A 15,827-nucleotide genomic window follows, 5' to 3' on the forward strand; every position below is an offset into this window, starting at 1 on the left:
TTATGCTTCCTTTCTCAATCCTAATAATATTCTATCCAATCCCCACCAAGCAATAGTAACGCACTTAATTCTGGCCGGAAATTGCATAACTGACTCTAAAACTTTAGCATCCCCTAATGCTTTCATCTGTGATTCAGACTGTTTTTTGCCTAAAGCAATAGCAGATATTGTTTTAGATAAAGAAATTGCCTGTTCAACTGATTTTCCTTTAATTACTTTAGTCATCATATCGGCTGATGCTTGACTTAAAGTGCATCCCTCTCCAGTAAATGATGCATCAACAATCTTATCATTTTCTAGACATACAAATAGTTTCAATTTATCTCCACAGTTAGGATTATAAACATCAGTCGTCAACGTGGGATGCTCTATTTTTCGCTTATTGCGTGGATGTTGCCCATAATCTAAAATAACTTCACGATATAATTGATTCAATCTTTCAATTCCCATGATTAAAAAAATTCCTTGCTTTTTCAATTGCTTCAACTAATATGTCAATATCTTTTTCAGTATTATAAATATAAAGACTAGCTCTAACTGTAGCTATAACTCCCAAATCCGTCATTAATGGTTCTGCACAATGATGACCAGCTCTAACTTCAACACCTTCAGCATCTAAAATCGTAGCCAAATCATGAGCATGAATTTTATCCAGATTAAAGGAAAAAATAGGCAAGCGTTTTTTACTAGTTAATGGACCATAGATTGTCAAAGCAGTATTTTTTTTAAGAGCATTTAGTGCATAATCTGTCAATTCTTGCTCATATTCAGTAATTATTTTAAAGCTTATTTTATTTAAATAGTCAATAGCTGCACCTAATCCTCTCACACCTGCTATATTGGGAGTTCCAGCTTCAAATTTAAAGGGTATCTCTGCCCAACTACTAGTAAAACGACTAACATGTTCAATCATCTCACCACCATACATAACTGGTGTCATCTTTTCCAATAAATATTTGCGTCCATACAAAACACCTACACCAGTTGGGGCTAGCATTTTATGCCCTGAAAAAGCATAAAAATCAGCCTCTAATTGTTGCACATTGATTGGAATATGCCCAGCAGCTTGTGCACCATCAACCACCATAATGGCACCAACCTTGTGTGCTAAACTTGCTAATTTCTTAATTGGATTAATCACACCAAGTACATTACTAACATGCACTGCAGCTACCAACTTAGTTTTACTAGTTATTTTTTGAACAGCATCATTCATATCTAATCTGCCCTCAGGCGTTAATTCGATAAATTTAAGTTTGGCCTTTTTTCGTAGTGCTAATTGTTGCCATGGAATTAAATTACTATGATGTTCCATAGCTGTAATAACTATTTCATCACCAGCACTAATAAATGATTCACCCCAACTTAAAGCCACCAGATTTAAACTGGCAGTACAACCTGAAGTAAAAATAATCTCACTAGTGTCCGCAGCATTGATAAACTTTTGCACCTTTTTACGAACAGTTTCATATATTTGGGTAGCTTTTATGGCTAAAGTATGACTGCTTCGATGAACATTACTATATGCATCGTGATAAAAATTGTCACAAGCTGTCAAAACTTCTTTTGGCATTTGTACAGTGGCTGCATTATCCAAATAAATTAACTTTTCATCGTTAATCTTCTTTTTTAAAATTGGAAAATCATTTCTGATCTTTTCGATATCTATTTTGTCCATTAATCAATTTTCTTTCCAAAATATTAATCATTTCATGTCTAACATCAACTGCTGGTATAGCATCTAAAACTGCACCCAAAAAGCCTCGAATTACTAACCGCTCTGCTTGATCAAATGGGATACCTCTACTCATTAAATAGTTCATCTGAATAGGATCTACTGGTCCAACACTAGCTGCATGAGCTGCTATTACGTCATTTTCATCAATTAATAATAAAGGATTAGCATCACCATGGGCATTATCTGACATCATCAAAACACGATTTTGCTGATCAGCCTTCGAGCCATGAGCACCATGCTTTATTTGACCGATACCATTAAAAATTAACCTAGAATTATCTAATAAAACACCACGTTGATTAATCAGACCGGTAGAATGGGGTCCACGATTGATAACTCGATTATTAATCCCAACATGTTGTTTATCTGTGGTAACTGCTATCGCTTTTGAATAAGCATAACTACCATCACCGATTAGCTCAGAATCAATATTACCTACTGTATTACAATCATTCATCAACCCTACTGCCCATTCAACATAAGCATCACGCATTATATTAGCTCGCTTATTAAAATATAAGGTAGTATTTTTTCCTATTTCTTCTAAAGAAGAAAATTCCACATGGCTACCATCTTCTGCCCAAATTTCTACTGCCATATTCATAGTATTATGACAGCTACCAATAGTTTTTAAATGTTGCACAAATTTAAGCTTACTATTTTGACCAGCTACGATTAAAAGATGTGGATTAAAAGATGTTTCAGATCTACTATCTTGTACTAAATCAGCTTTAATCGGAATATTAATCTCAACATTTTTAGGTACATATAAAAATAATCCAGCATTAACAAAAGCTTGATGATAAGCAGTAATTCTATCCTCATCCATTTTAATGACTTCTGTCATAAAATACTTTTTAATCATTTCTGGATATTTTTTTAAAGCAGTAAAAATATCAGTAAATATAACACCTTGCTTTTGATATTTTGGGGGCAAATTTAAAGAACAGGTAGTCTGTCCAATCTGCAAAACATTAAACTCATTTGTAGTTACTGCATTTTTTTCTATGGATTCTGCTATTTGCAAATCTATATCATGCTTACTAAAAAAAGGCCAATTATCAAATTTGAATCTTTGCATTTTGGGTAAATCTATATTATTAAGCAATAATTTTTGAGCCGCCAATCTTTTTTCAATAAACCAAGCTGGTTCTTGATGATTATATGCTACTTGTCTCAACCTAGAAGCTTGCTGATCATCCATGATTTACACCTCTTAATCTTCATCTACTAACTTGATATCCAAACCTAATTCATCACGCAACCCAGCATAACCTTCTTTTTCCAATTTTTTAGCCATTTCAGGGCCACCATCTTTGACAACGCGACCATCCATCATCACATGAATAATATCAGGGACAATATAATCTAGCAGTCTTTGATAATGGGTAATCATCAAAGCTCCAAATTGATTACCTCTCATAGCATTAACACCACGTGATACAACACGTAAAGCATCAATGTCTAATCCAGAATCGATTTCATCTAAAATGGCAAAACTAGGCTTAATCATCAACAGTTGCAAAATTTCATTTCGCTTTTTTTCACCGCCAGAAAATCCTTCATTTAAATATCGATCAATCATATTTTCTTTCATATCTAGCAAAGCCAAATTTTTATCCAATTCACTTAAAAAATCACTAATGGGAATAGGATCATTTTCAGGACGTCTAGCATTAATAGCAGCCCGCAAAAACTCAGAATTAGTTACACCAGGTACTTCAGCAGGATATTGCATTGCTAAGAATAAACCTTTTCTAGCTCGCTCATCGACCGTCATATTCAAAATACTTTCGCCATTTAATAAAATATCACCCTGAGTTATATGATATTTAGGATTACCCATGATTGTTTCAGACAAAGTGGATTTACCAGTTCCATTAGGACCCATAATTGCATGGATTTCACCAGTATGCATGACCATATTGACACCTTTTAGTATTTTCTTGAAATTTTTTTCTTTATCTTGTACTTCGACATGTAAATCTTTAATTTCTAATGTTGCCATTTTCTTACTATTTCTCCATTACGATAAAAAATAGCCATCCGAAGATGACCATTAATACTATTATGAGTTTTTTAAAACTACCATTTCAACCGTATCAGCTACGTATTCACAAGCATCAACAGAACGTTCCAAGGCATTGTAAATATCACGCCACATCAAAACCTTCATAGGATCGCTCTCTTCAACAGAAAGCCTATGCATATTTTCAATAAATAATTTATCTGCTTCTTCTTCTACAGAATTAACACGTATAATTAAATCTTTGAAAGCTGTATTACGTTTGAAATTTGGCATCTCCTTTAGTAATGTTTTAACATCTTCTACAGCATTAATCAACAAACTAATCACTGGCAATGCATCTGGTCTAATTTTTTTAATATTATTAGTATATAAGCGCATCCCTACACTTTCGATACTATCCGTCATTGTATCTATTTTTTGACTTAACTCTGCAATATCTTCCCTATCAAATGGAGTAATAAATGCACGTGCTAATACTTTAGTAAGATTATGTTTAACTTGATCACCTTGATGTTCAATAAAATGAATTTTTTTGGTATTTTCACCAATCATGGTACTATCATAGTCTGTCATAATTTCTTTTAATAATTTAGCTGCCTGCAAACTATAATCTGCACATTCAACAAATGTTTCAAAATAATATGAATCTTTAACTCTTGCCATAATTTACTCCTAGAAAAATGCCATAAAAATTTTGGCCATAATATAACTGATAATTCCGCAACCTGGAAATGTAAATACCCAAGTAAGCATCATATCTTTAACTACACTTAAGTTAATAGAAGATAATCTTCTAACTGCACCTACTCCCATAATTGCACTGGTCTTGGTATGTGTTGTAGAAATTGGAACACCTGTTAAAGTTGAAATTAAAATGCACAAAGCACCTGCTAAATCAGATGCAAAGCCCTGATATTTTTCTAGTTTAACCATGTCCATACCGACGGCTTTTATGATTTTTTCACCACCGACAGAAGTTCCCACTCCCATCACAGTTGAACATATCATCATTAACCAAATTGGAATAAAAGTATTTACCAAATCTGAATGACCATTAGCAAATGCTATACCAAGCAATAAAACACCTATAAATTTTTGACCATCCTGTGCACCATGCATAAAACTCATAGCTGCAGATCCTAAAATTTGAGCGTAACTAATATACTTATTGGTCCGTTTCCGTTCAAAATTACGACAAATTAAAATTACTAACTTACAAACTAGCCAACCTAAAACAAAACCAAGAAATAGACTCAGAAATAAACCATAGATAACTTTGATCCATTCTGCCCCATTCACACCCTTTAAGCCATTTTGCATAGCAATTGCTGCTCCTGTTAAACCAGCAATTAAAGAATGTGATTCTGACGTTGGAATACCAAAATAAGAAGCACCCACACTATAAACAACTATTGAAAATAATGCTGCAGATAGAGCTATCATGGCATGACGAGAATCACTACCAAAATCAACCATATTGGAAATAGTTGAAGCTACCGAGCTATTTATTTGAGTCATAATTAAAACGCCAAAGAAATTAAATATAGCACTCATAACAATAGCAGTTTTGGGACGCATAGTCCTCGTTGTAACTGTAGTAGCAATCGCATTAGGTGCATCTGTCCAACCATTAACAAAAATAACACCTAATGTTAAAAATACGGTAATCGCCAATCCCGGATTAGTGATTACCTGTCCTAAAAAATTACTAAAAGATATTGTCATATTGTTTTCCTTTTAAAATAAAAATCACAATATTAATTATACATAATTGTATCTATCTTTTTTATATTTTTATTGATTTTATTAATATAACATTTTTTGTGCAAAAATGATGCTATATATCTAAACAGAAAGTACCTTTGATAAGAACTCTTGTGCCCTTTTCGTTTTAGGTTGTGCAAAAAATTCTTCTGGCGTAGCTTTTTCCTGCAAAAAGCCATCTGCCATAAACCAAATTTCATCAGACACATGCTGAGCAAAGCCCATTTCATGAGTAACAATTAACATAGTCATCCCTGAATCTGCTAATTCTTTCATAACATTTAAGACTTCGCCTACCATTTCGGGATCAAGTGCGGAAGTTGGTTCATCAAACAACATTACATCTGGATCCATAGCCAATGCTCGAGCAATTGCAACACGCTGTTTTTGACCACCAGATAAAGCTGAGGGCATTTTATTAGCACAATCTTCTAATCCTACTCGCTCAAGTAATGATAAGGCCTTCTGATTTGCAGCTTCGTTTGATATTTTGTTGACTTTCATCGGTGCCAATTTAATATTCTCTAAAACGTTCATATTAGAAAATAGATTGAAATTTTGAAATACCATTCCCATTTTCTGACGCAATTTATCTAGCTCGCGTTCATTAATTGAAGTGATATTCTTTTCTTCAAAGCAAATGCTACCATCATCAGGTTTTTCTAAGCCATTTAAGCAACGTAAGAATGTACTTTTACCTGCACCAGATGGTCCTATAATTGATATAACTTTTCCTTGCTCGACTGTTGCTGAAATGCCTTTTAAAATGCTTTGCTTACCATAATGTTTCTTTAGATCATTTATTTTTATTAAATCAGTCATGATAATTCATCCTCCTTTCCATATACGATAGGATTCTTGTCAAGGTAAATGTCATTATAAAGTAAATAGCCATTGCAACGACAAGCGGAAATACTCCTTGATATGTAGAAGTTTGCACCAATTGTGTTTGATACATAGTTTCAGCTACACCAATTATAGAAACTAGAGAGCTATCTTTCAGCAAAGTTATAAATTCATTACCTAATGCAGGCCATATATTTTTGATTGCTTGCGGGATAACTACATATCGATATGTTGCTGCTTTACTTAATCCTAAACTACGAGCAGCTTCAGCTTGTCCTACGGGAAGTGAATTGATTCCTGAACGAATATCTTCTGCCACATATGCTCCAGAATTAAGACCAATTGCTATAATACCAGCTAACAATGCTGACATATTTTGAATAATTGCACCTATTCCAAAATAAACAAATAAAATTTGAACCATCTGCGGTGTACCACGAATTAATTCAATATAGCAAATTGCAGGAATCTTAAGTGCCAAATGACTACTTAATCTCATTAAAGCCAAAATTGTACCTAAAATTACACCTATCAAGACAGAAAATATAGTAATAACTAAAGTAAGCTCTATTCCCTTAATGAAATATGGTGCATATTTAAATGGATCTTTTTTGGCAGTTGATTTTTTCATTGACTTAGCAGCTTGTGGTAAGAATTTTGTTAAAACTAATTTTTTAGCAATAACTTTATCAACTGTTTTATTAACTTCCTTCAATAAATCTGGTTGATTTTTTGCTACCGCTATTGCATTACCTGCTTGTGGTTCCTTTAAATCGGATTTAAAGCAATATAGACTAGGATTATTGTGAGCATATGCTTTAGCAATTAATTCTTCCATAACCACTGCGGATACTTTGCCAGATTGTAATGCTAAAACCAATGTGTTAATTTTACCTAATCCTTTAACATGTGATTTTGGCATTTGTTTTTTAACTAATTGATATTGCAAGCTACCATTTTGTGCTCCAATTTTTTGTCCCTTAAAACTAATTAAGCTATGATATTTTGCCCGATCATTTTTATTAATTAAAAAATATTCCCCACTAGGTCGATAATATATTTTAGAAAAATCGACACTCTTTTTTCTTTCAGGAGTAGGAGTTAATCCTGAAATAACCATGTCAACTTTTCTCGTCTCTAAAGCTACCAATAAAGAATCAAAACTCATATTTTTAACTACAAGTTTGACGCCTAAATCTTTAGCTATTTCTTTAGCTAACTCAATATCTACACCCACATATTTATTGGTACCATTTTGATTATCAATAAATTCTAATGGTGGATAATCTGCTGATGTACCTACAACTAACTCTTTTTTATTTTTTATACACGTTAAAATCGACTTGGATGAATGATCAGCTGCTACAGCATTTGCTGAAAACAAACATAAAAAAGTCATTAAACAAGCGAGATTAGCAATAATTTTAAACAAGTTACACTTTTTCATATAAACTACTTTCTCCATGATATAATCAAAATAACTATATGTTGTTCATTTTAACAAAATTATAATTTCAATAACAGTTTTTTAGAGGATATTTTAAAAAAGATTATTACTATTTTTTTCACTTTAATGTATCATGTAATTAACTGAATAAGGAGATATAAAATGGAAACACAAAAAAAGCCAATTATAATCGGTATTGCCGGAGGATCAGGTAGTGGCAAAACTACCATTGCAATGGAAATATATAATCGATTCAAAAGAAAACATAATGATCGCATTTTAAAAATAACTCAAGATTCTTATTATAAATGCAATGATAACTTATCAATGACTGAAAGAAGCAAGATTAATTATGATCATCCTGATGCTTTTGATATGAAACTTTTAGCACATCAACTTAATTCATTAATTAATCATCATGCTATAGAGATGCCGATATATGACTTTACGCAACATACAAGAAGCAAAGAAACTACTCACGTAGAACCTGCTGATATTATCCTGCTAGAAGGAATTTTAACTTTATTTGATAAACAGCTTCGCAATTTAATGGACATTAAAATATATGTTGACACAGATGATGATATTCGTTTTATCCGGCGATTAAAAAGGGATACACAAGAGCGTGGTCGTTCTGTCGACTCAGTCATCAGTCAATATTTAGCTACCGTTAAGCCAATGTACCACCAATTTATTGAGCCAACCAAGCGTTATGCTGATATTATCATACCTGAAGGTGGAGAAAACAACGTTGCCATTGATATGTTAACAACCAAAATCAATGCAGTGTTATCATAATAAAAAAGCCAAGAATGTTTTAATTTCTTGGCTTTTTTGCTGTATAAAATCTATTAATATCTTTGCTATATATAATTATGCCTTCGCCTGATTGTAAACTTACTACAATAGGTTGCAAGCCTACAAACTCATTGGAAGAAAAGACGAATGGATTTGCTGAAAAATAATTTTTCAACTCATATTTAGCACCACTAATATTCAAATCATCAACAGCTGTCAAATTACCAACTGCAAAATAATTATAGCCTGCGACTGCTTGAAATTTTTTGACACCTGGCAAAATATACATAATAATATTTTGACAATCAATGTAACGGATTTTTTCACAATACTTTTTTAATTCAGATTTGCTAAAAGTAAAAATATTCAATAAAAAGTGATCTAATCTTCCACCAGTAGCTCCATAAATATCAAGTTGATCCACATTATATTCTTCAAAAGCAACTTTAAATAATTGTTCTGAATCCGTATAATCTTTTTCTGGATGTGAATATCTAAAATCGATCTCATATTCTTCTAGCTGTGCTAATTCACCCTTTTTTAAGGAATCAAAATCACCTATAGCAACTTCAGGAACAATTCCCATATCTAATAAAAATTGACTACCACGATCGCTGGCAAAAATTAAGTCATTATTTTTTTTAGCTACTAATATGCGATCTTTTAAATCCGTGGGCCACAGCTGAACTGGACCTCCCAAAAGTGCCACAGCTTTTTTCATTTCATCACACACTTTAATTTATCTATCTGATCTTTAATCATGCCATGCTTAAAGATATATGAGCCAGCTACTACAATATCCGCTCCAGCTACCTTAACTTTGTTAGCAGTCACATCATTAATACCACCATCAATTTCTAGCGGTATCACATACCCGTGATTTGCCATCATCTTTTTAAGAAACACTATCTTATCTATAACTTCATTACGAAATTTTTGTCCTCCAAAACCAGGTTGTACAGACATTAACAAGACTTGATCAATTTTATCTAAAAAAGGAACTATTTTTTCAACAGGCGTATCTGGATTAATAGCCAATGCTACTTTTATACCTTTATTTCTAACATATTCTATCCATTTGTCAATTTGATCTGTAGCTTCTAGATGAAATTCTAAGACTGCACATGATAAATTGGCAAACAAGGGTAACATCACTGGCAAGTTATTACTCATTAGATGAATCTCAATTTCCATATCAGGAAAATCTCGAGTAATACATTTAATCAGTTCTGGGCCATATGAAAGATTCGGAACAAAATGTCCATCCATAATATCAATATGTAGTCTTTTTATTCCCGCTAATTTAACTTCCAAAATCTGTTCTTTTAAACTTAAATTATCTGCATTTAAAATTGATGGTGCTATCATTTTTTGACTACTTTCTATATTCAGGAATTCTTCCCAAAGCAATTTCTTCCCTAATTTTTATATATGAATTATATCTACTATCTAAAATATCATGATTATTCAATGCTACTTTAACAGCACATTTAGGTTCATTGATATGTTGACATTGCCTAAATTTACATTCTTTGCTAAAATGTTTAATTTCATAAAAGAGATCTTTTAATTCATCTAGCTTTATATTGGACAAGTCAATTGAGGAAAAACCTGGCGTATCAGCAATATAACCTTTACCATATTCAAATAATGATATCTGTCTAGTCGTATGTTTTCCTCTATTGAGAGCAAAAGATATCTCGGCAGTTTTCTGACTGATATCTTTTTTTAATCTATTTAATAAAGTAGATTTTCCTACACCAGACTGACCTGCTAAAACCCATATCTCATCGGAATCTATATTATTTTGTAAATACTGCTCTAGATCTTGATAATCGACAAAATATTGATACCCTATTTTTTGATACTCATTCAATTTACTTTTTATCTTCAACAACTCATCAGATGATATCAAATCTGTTTTTGATAAGAAAATTACTACTTTAACTTTCTTCCATGCAAAAAAAACTAAATATCTATCCAACAAATCAACTGAAAAGTCTGGTTGTGTAGCAGACATTACCAACAAAACATACTCAGCATTTGCCAAAGCAGGACGTTGCAATTCACAAGTGCGATCAGCTACAGCAACTAAATAATTTATCCCTTTATCATCTGGTTGCACGACCACTCTATCACCAACTAATGGCTTTTGCTTTAAATTACGAAATATGCCACGAGCTCTTGATCTAATAATCCCTTTATCAGTTTTAATATCATAATAACCAGAAATAACACTTACAACAATGCCTGCAATTTTTTCTAGCATTATTTTCTTATATCCTCATCTACTATTATTTTACCGTCTTGAACAATTCTAACTCTAGCTTCATCAGATGAACTAAAATCTAAAGGCACTGATATAGTTTTATCTGTAGTAATATACGTATCTACATAAGTATTACTGAATTTATGACTATCATCTGAAATAAATACTTGAATATGATTACCATTTCCGCGATCACTACTACTATCATATCTGATATCGTACTTCTTAATAAGAATATTACCATTGTCTCTAGAAACAACCACCGTTACGCAATCTCCTCGACTAAGTTTAGTACCAGCTTCAGGATCTTGTCTGATTACAGTACCTTGCGGAGCACTAGAATCTTCTTCAATGACTTTTAATATCAACCCTTTATCTTTGATATAATCCTTCAAGCTCTTTAATGAATAACCTGTTAAATCACGTAATTTTATCTTTTTATGTGTCTTGCCACCTTTGGAAACAGTTAACACAATTTTAGTCTTATCTGCTACCACTTTTTTACCTGGGAAAAGATTCTGCTCTACCACAACACCTTTTTCAACCGTCGAAGAATGAATCTCCTTTTTTATTACCTTAAAGCCTAAATCTTGAAGCTCTTCCTGTGCGTCTTCAAAATACTCATAAATAACATTTGGAACTGCAGTTAATCCATCGCCTTTAGAAATGATCAAATTAACTTTTTGATATTTTTTGATTGAGGTTCCACTATTAGGTGTTACATTAATCACATGATTATTTTTTATTTTGCTAGAAAATTTATGATAAATTTTACCTACACGCAAGCCACGACTAATCAAAACTCTCTTGGCTTGCATTTCATCCAAATTATTTAATTCTGGTACTTTAACATAATCTTTTCTACCTAATGCAAAAATGAAAATTAAAATTATCATCATAAATGCAAAAGCAGTAGTGATCCACCACCACTTATGCTTTTTAAAATTAGATAACCATGCAGAATTTTTATTACTATCTTTTAAATTTTGCTTGATCTCGGCTGTATTTTTAACCGATCCATCAACTACAGGTAAAACGATAGTTGCATCTTTATTAGGATTATGCTCAGCTACAAATGGTGGTTCAAAACGCCTAGAAGGTTCCAAACTAGTATCTAAATCTTTTTTCATTTCAACGACAGATTTGTATCGGTCACGTGCATCTTTGGCAGTAGCTCGCATCACTACATTCTCTAATGGTTGCGGTATTTCAATATTTTGCTGACGCATCGACGGGGTCGGTTCTTGAAAGTGTTTTAAAGCAACTGCAACCGCATTTTCACCACCAAATGGTACCTGTCCCATAATTAACTCATACAAAATAATACCTAATGAGTAAATATCTGATTGCTTGGTAGTAATGCTACCTCTTGCTTGCTCAGGCGACATATAATGTACAGATCCTATAGCAGTGTTGGTTTGCGTCATAGTACTTTTATTTAAAGCAACAGCAATACCAAAATCTACAATCTTTATGTTACCCATTTTATCCATCAAGATATTTTGTGGTTTCAAATCTCTATGAATAACACCATGTTGGTGTGCACATATTATAGCAGATAAAACTTGATCCATAATACGAATAGCTTCATTCAAAGATAGTGGCTTATTTCGTTGAATATATTCTTCTAAATCGATTCCTTCGACATATTCCATAACCAAATAATGACGTTGATCATCACTACCTACATCTAAAATAGAAACAATATTTGGATGACTTAACTCGCTAGTAGATTGTGCCTCTAGCTTAAATCTATGGATAGTTTGTGGATCTTTTTGTAAATCTAATCTTAATAATTTTACTGCAACTTTTTTACATAAAATTATATCTTCAGCAAGATAAACATTGGCCATTCCTCCTTCTCCTAAAAGACGGAGAATTTTATAACGACCACCTAATAAGTAGCCCTTCTCAACCAATTTTATTGACCCTCCTTTTCTGAACAATCCAACAAACAGACTGTTATATTATCTCCACCACCCAATCTATTTGCCTCATCAATTAATTTTTTGCATTTTTCTTTTAAACTATGACCATCAGGAACTAAAATTGTTTGAATTTGCTCATCTGTCAATGAATTAGTTAATCCGTCAGTACATAGTAAAAAAATATCCGATGTATGTACTTCTAAAATAGAAAATTCTGGATCTACTGTACTAGAGACACCTAATGTTTGAGTAATTATATTTTTTTGAGGGTGATTTTTAGCTTCTTGTTCTGTAATTTGACCCATTTTTAATAATTCATTAACCAAAGAATGATCCTCAGTTAATTGCGTAAGTTGCCTATCTCGATATAAATAGGCTCTAGAATCACCTAAATGTGCAATTAAAGCTTGATCAGCAAAAATAATGGCTAAAACTATTGTCGTACCCATCCCATTTAGATCTGCAAATTTTGTGGCTGTACGCAAAATATTGTCATTCTCTGCTTTTAATTGCACAGATAACCAACTTTGTGCAACTTGTGCCTCACAAAAATCTGTCATCATAAAATTGTGGCCTAAATGGTTAACAGCCATATTGGAAGCAACATCTCCACCTTGATGTCCACCAATGCCATCACACACAACTCCCATAATAATTCCATTGCGATTTTTAAATGTTTTTACAAAATCTTGATTTGTCTTGCGAACTTTACCAACACTTGTAAAATAAGTTGCTTCTACCAAAATAATTAACCTCTTTTAACGAATTTGGCAATAAAAAAGCCATCACTATTATAATCATCCGGAAAAATTTTGATCATTTTACACTTAGATAAATTACCAACTTCAAATGGAGCCAAGGAAAAATCAGGATGATTAGTCAAAAAACGCTTCACTACATCTTCATTTTCTTCTATTGAAATCGTACAAGTTGAATATACGAGCTCACCATTTTCAGCTAATAACCCAGCTACATGATCTAAAATATTATACTGGATTTCGCTTAGATGCTTTAAATCTTCCATCTGTTTTTCATATCTTACTTCAGGTTTTCTTCTTATTAGTCCTAATCCTGAACAAGGTGCATCTACAAGTATTTTATCAAATTGTTGGCCGAAAAAATACTCATTAACTTTTCTAGCGTCAAGTGCTTTCATGATCAATTTTTGATCTTGGTGTAATCTAGTCAATGTTTGTTTAACTAAATTTAATTTTTTTTGATGAATATCTAGTGCAAAAACTTTACCTGTTGTTAAATATTCAGCTATCTGTGCAGTTTTACCACCTGGAGCACTACAAGCATCTAGCACCTTTTCATCACCTTTAAAATTAAAAGCATCGACTACTAATGAAGCTGCACTATCTTGAATCGTAATCAATCCATCCTTAAATAATTGACTATTTGTAATAGATCCATGGTCCAAATTAACATTATGATTAGTTAAATTAGATATACTTATTTTATATTCTGTAGCTAATTTGTGCAAAATTTCATCTTTTTTACTCATATCAGCAATTCTAATGCTATTAACGCTCGGCATATTACCTGCTTGTAAAATGCTTATAGTCTTAGTTTTTCCAAAATGATCCAGGCAATATTTAACCAACCATTGAGGATATGAATATTTAATACTCATATATTTAACTGCATCTTTTTCTTCTGGTAAAATTTCACCTCTTCTAACTAATGAACGCAAAATACCATTAACTAAGCGATAAGATTGCGAACCCTTAGGGCTATATGACTTAGCTAATTTATTTGCTTCATCAACAATTGATGCAGTAGGTATTTTATCTAGAAAAAAATATTGGTATGCAGACATCAATAGCAAAGGCCACAAATAATCTTCTTTTAATTTAGTCTTAACAAGTGACTTTAATTGATATTCTAAATAAAGTTTATATTGAACAGTTCCATAAACAATTTGTGTAGTTAAGGCTTTATCGATAGGACTTAATTGGCTTTTTTCCAAAGCATTATTTAATGCAATATTGGAATATGATTTTTGTTTAAAAATTTTCAATAACGTATCTAAAGCGACACTACGTGCATTAATCTTCAACTATTTTTTCTCCAACTTTAAATTGATTACCTTGTCCATTGATAAAATCTTTAATTGCAATAGGCTTTTTGCCCGTTGGTTGAATATTTAATATCTTCAAAATAGTACCATTACTAAAACTAATTGCGAATTCTTTATTTTTAGAAACTAAATAACCACTTTCTAAACTACACTTTTCAGCACTAACTTCACTTTGCCAGATTTTATAGCGTTTATTATGCATCAAAATATATGCACCAGGTTGTGGATTCAATGCACGCACTAAATTATGAGCTTGGGTAGCAGTCATACTAGTCTTTATTTGTTCTTGGTCTTTTGAAATATTAGGCGAGAAAACGACTTTATCCTCATCTTGACAAGTAGGTACTATTTGATTAGCTATAATCTTTGGAATTACTTCAAGTAACAAATCCCGTCCAATGATACTTAATTTTTCAAATAAACTGCCAGAAGTATCGTCATCAGAAATATCAATTACCCTACTACCATACATCTCACCTGCGTCCATTTTTTTAACCATTTCAATAATAGTTACACCAGTTTGTTTATCACCATTAATTAATGAATATTGAATAGGTGCACCACCACGATATTTAGGCAGCAATGAGCCATGAACATTGATAGCCTTAATTTTAGCAGTTTGCAAGAATTTAGTTGGTAAGAACTGTCCATATGCCGCAGTAACAATAAAATCAGGTCTAATACTTAATAATTCATTCATTTCTTCTGATTTTGATAAATGTAGCGGTTGATATATTTTCAAATTATTAGCTAAGGCAACTTTTTTAACTTCCGATTGATGTAATTCTTGCTTTCTTCCAAACTTTTTATCGGGTTGCGTAACTACTGCCTCGATTTTATATCCCTGATCAATTAATCCTTGAAGTACAACTGCACCAAATTTTGGAGTTCCTAAAAAAATAACTGATGTCATTAAAACACTTCT

Annotated in this window: 16 protein-coding genes; 1 reads left to right on the forward strand and 15 read right to left on the reverse strand. The window is 32.3% G+C overall.

What is annotated here, in order from left to right; genetic code table 11:
- The 8 genes from sufU to G6Z82_RS04085 form a co-directional block, all read right to left on the reverse strand.
- Positions 1-450 (reverse strand): Fe-S cluster assembly sulfur transfer protein SufU, encoded by a 450-nt coding sequence (sufU, locus tag G6Z82_RS04050; protein WP_006733330.1) that lies wholly within the window; start codon positions 448-450, stop codon positions 1-3.
- Positions 440-1,678 carry a cysteine desulfurase gene (locus G6Z82_RS04055; protein ID WP_006736605.1) on the reverse strand — a complete coding sequence of 413 codons (1,239 nt, stop codon included), beginning with the start codon at positions 1,676-1,678 and terminating at the stop codon, positions 440-442. The genes sufU and G6Z82_RS04055 overlap by 11 nt, the downstream gene beginning before the upstream one ends.
- Complete coding sequence (gene sufD, locus G6Z82_RS04060; protein WP_164785831.1) at positions 1,644-2,942, reverse strand: Fe-S cluster assembly protein SufD; 1,299 nt, start codon at positions 2,940-2,942, stop codon at positions 1,644-1,646. The genes G6Z82_RS04055 and sufD overlap by 35 nt, the downstream gene beginning before the upstream one ends.
- A 12-nt stretch (positions 2,943-2,954) precedes the next feature.
- Positions 2,955-3,746 (reverse strand): Fe-S cluster assembly ATPase SufC, encoded by a 792-nt coding sequence (gene sufC / locus G6Z82_RS04065; RefSeq protein ID WP_006731338.1) that lies wholly within the window; start codon positions 3,744-3,746, stop codon positions 2,955-2,957.
- 60 nt (positions 3,747-3,806) lie between these two features.
- Positions 3,807-4,430, reverse strand: a complete 624-nt coding sequence (locus G6Z82_RS04070) for a DUF47 domain-containing protein (RefSeq protein ID WP_006732283.1) — start codon at positions 4,428-4,430, stop codon at positions 3,807-3,809.
- Positions 4,431-4,439: 9 nt separating this feature from the next.
- A complete protein-coding gene (locus G6Z82_RS04075; RefSeq protein WP_006732309.1) occupies positions 4,440-5,492 on the reverse strand; it encodes an inorganic phosphate transporter in 1,053 nt (350 codons plus the stop codon).
- 120 nt (positions 5,493-5,612) lie between these two features.
- The gene (locus tag G6Z82_RS04080) at positions 5,613-6,353 is read right to left on the reverse strand and encodes an amino acid ABC transporter ATP-binding protein (RefSeq protein ID WP_006730243.1); all 741 of its coding nucleotides are present in this window, start codon (positions 6,351-6,353) and stop codon (positions 5,613-5,615) included.
- Complete coding sequence (locus tag G6Z82_RS04085; RefSeq protein ID WP_006731328.1) at positions 6,346-7,824, reverse strand: ABC transporter substrate-binding protein/permease; 1,479 nt, start codon at positions 7,822-7,824, stop codon at positions 6,346-6,348. Before G6Z82_RS04085 ends, G6Z82_RS04080 begins: the two co-directional genes overlap by 8 nt.
- A 162-nt stretch (positions 7,825-7,986) precedes the next feature.
- Between G6Z82_RS04085 and udk the strand changes: the two genes are divergently transcribed.
- Entirely contained in the window at positions 7,987-8,622 is a 636-nt protein-coding gene (udk, locus tag G6Z82_RS04090; RefSeq protein ID WP_006729167.1) for a uridine kinase, read from the forward strand.
- A gap of 19 nt (positions 8,623-8,641) precedes the next feature.
- Here udk and G6Z82_RS04095 read toward each other — a convergent pair whose 3' ends face one another.
- The 7 genes from G6Z82_RS04095 to fmt are packed head-to-tail and all read right to left on the reverse strand — an operon-like array spanning position 8,642 to position 15,815.
- On the reverse strand, positions 8,642-9,343 hold the full coding sequence (locus G6Z82_RS04095) for a thiamine diphosphokinase (protein WP_006735819.1): 702 nt from the start codon (positions 9,341-9,343) through the stop codon (positions 8,642-8,644).
- The gene (gene rpe / locus G6Z82_RS04100) at positions 9,340-9,990 is read right to left on the reverse strand and encodes a ribulose-phosphate 3-epimerase (protein ID WP_006732291.1); all 651 of its coding nucleotides are present in this window, start codon (positions 9,988-9,990) and stop codon (positions 9,340-9,342) included. The genes G6Z82_RS04095 and rpe overlap by 4 nt, the downstream gene beginning before the upstream one ends.
- Before the next feature lie 7 nt (positions 9,991-9,997).
- Positions 9,998-10,891: a ribosome small subunit-dependent GTPase A gene (gene rsgA, locus G6Z82_RS04105; protein WP_006729170.1), complete on the reverse strand. Its 894-nt coding sequence runs from the start codon at positions 10,889-10,891 to the stop codon at positions 9,998-10,000.
- Complete coding sequence (gene pknB, locus G6Z82_RS04110; protein WP_164785832.1) at positions 10,891-12,810, reverse strand: Stk1 family PASTA domain-containing Ser/Thr kinase; 1,920 nt, start codon at positions 12,808-12,810, stop codon at positions 10,891-10,893. Before pknB ends, rsgA begins: the two co-directional genes overlap by 1 nt.
- A 2-nt stretch (positions 12,811-12,812) precedes the next feature.
- Positions 12,813-13,562, reverse strand: a complete 750-nt coding sequence (locus G6Z82_RS04115) for a Stp1/IreP family PP2C-type Ser/Thr phosphatase (RefSeq protein ID WP_006729172.1) — start codon at positions 13,560-13,562, stop codon at positions 12,813-12,815.
- 5 nt (positions 13,563-13,567) lie between these two features.
- On the reverse strand, positions 13,568-14,881 hold the full coding sequence (gene rsmB / locus G6Z82_RS04120) for a 16S rRNA (cytosine(967)-C(5))-methyltransferase RsmB (protein ID WP_006736579.1): 1,314 nt from the start codon (positions 14,879-14,881) through the stop codon (positions 13,568-13,570).
- Entirely contained in the window at positions 14,871-15,815 is a 945-nt protein-coding gene (gene fmt, locus G6Z82_RS04125) for a methionyl-tRNA formyltransferase (RefSeq protein ID WP_006731321.1), read from the reverse strand. The genes rsmB and fmt overlap by 11 nt, the downstream gene beginning before the upstream one ends.
- Between the last annotated feature and the right edge of the window lie 12 nt (positions 15,816-15,827).

This window comes from Lactobacillus iners, from assembly GCF_011058775.1.
Taxonomy (GTDB): domain Bacteria; phylum Bacillota; class Bacilli; order Lactobacillales; family Lactobacillaceae; genus Lactobacillus; species Lactobacillus iners.

What these genes read in the sequence shown, in the direction of transcription:
- G6Z82_RS04055 (WP_006736605.1), bottom strand. Translation starts at nt 1,678, where the DNA reads ATGGACAAAATAGATATCGAAAAGATCAGAAATGATTTTCCAATTTTA.
- G6Z82_RS04075 (WP_006732309.1), bottom strand. Translation starts at nt 5,492, where the DNA reads ATGACAATATCTTTTAGTAATTTTTTAGGACAGGTAATCACTAATCCG.
- G6Z82_RS04070 (WP_006732283.1), bottom strand. Translation starts at nt 4,430, where the DNA reads ATGGCAAGAGTTAAAGATTCATATTATTTTGAAACATTTGTTGAATGT.
- G6Z82_RS04085 (WP_006731328.1), bottom strand. Translation starts at nt 7,824, where the DNA reads ATGAAAAAGTGTAACTTGTTTAAAATTATTGCTAATCTCGCTTGTTTA.
- sufU (WP_006733330.1), bottom strand. Translation starts at nt 450, where the DNA reads ATGGGAATTGAAAGATTGAATCAATTATATCGTGAAGTTATTTTAGAT.
- G6Z82_RS04080 (WP_006730243.1), bottom strand. Translation starts at nt 6,353, where the DNA reads ATGACTGATTTAATAAAAATAAATGATCTAAAGAAACATTATGGTAAG.
- sufD (WP_164785831.1), bottom strand. Translation starts at nt 2,942, where the DNA reads ATGGATGATCAGCAAGCTTCTAGGTTGAGACAAGTAGCATATAATCAT.
- fmt (WP_006731321.1), bottom strand. Translation starts at nt 15,815, where the DNA reads ATGACATCAGTTATTTTTTTAGGAACTCCAAAATTTGGTGCAGTTGTA.
- rsgA (WP_006729170.1), bottom strand. Translation starts at nt 10,891, where the DNA reads ATGCTAGAAAAAATTGCAGGCATTGTTGTAAGTGTTATTTCTGGTTAT.
- sufC (WP_006731338.1), bottom strand. Translation starts at nt 3,746, where the DNA reads ATGGCAACATTAGAAATTAAAGATTTACATGTCGAAGTACAAGATAAA.
- G6Z82_RS04095 (WP_006735819.1), bottom strand. Translation starts at nt 9,343, where the DNA reads ATGAAAAAAGCTGTGGCACTTTTGGGAGGTCCAGTTCAGCTGTGGCCC.
- rpe (WP_006732291.1), bottom strand. Translation starts at nt 9,990, where the DNA reads ATGATAGCACCATCAATTTTAAATGCAGATAATTTAAGTTTAAAAGAA.
- udk (WP_006729167.1), top strand. Translation starts at nt 7,987, where the DNA reads ATGGAAACACAAAAAAAGCCAATTATAATCGGTATTGCCGGAGGATCA.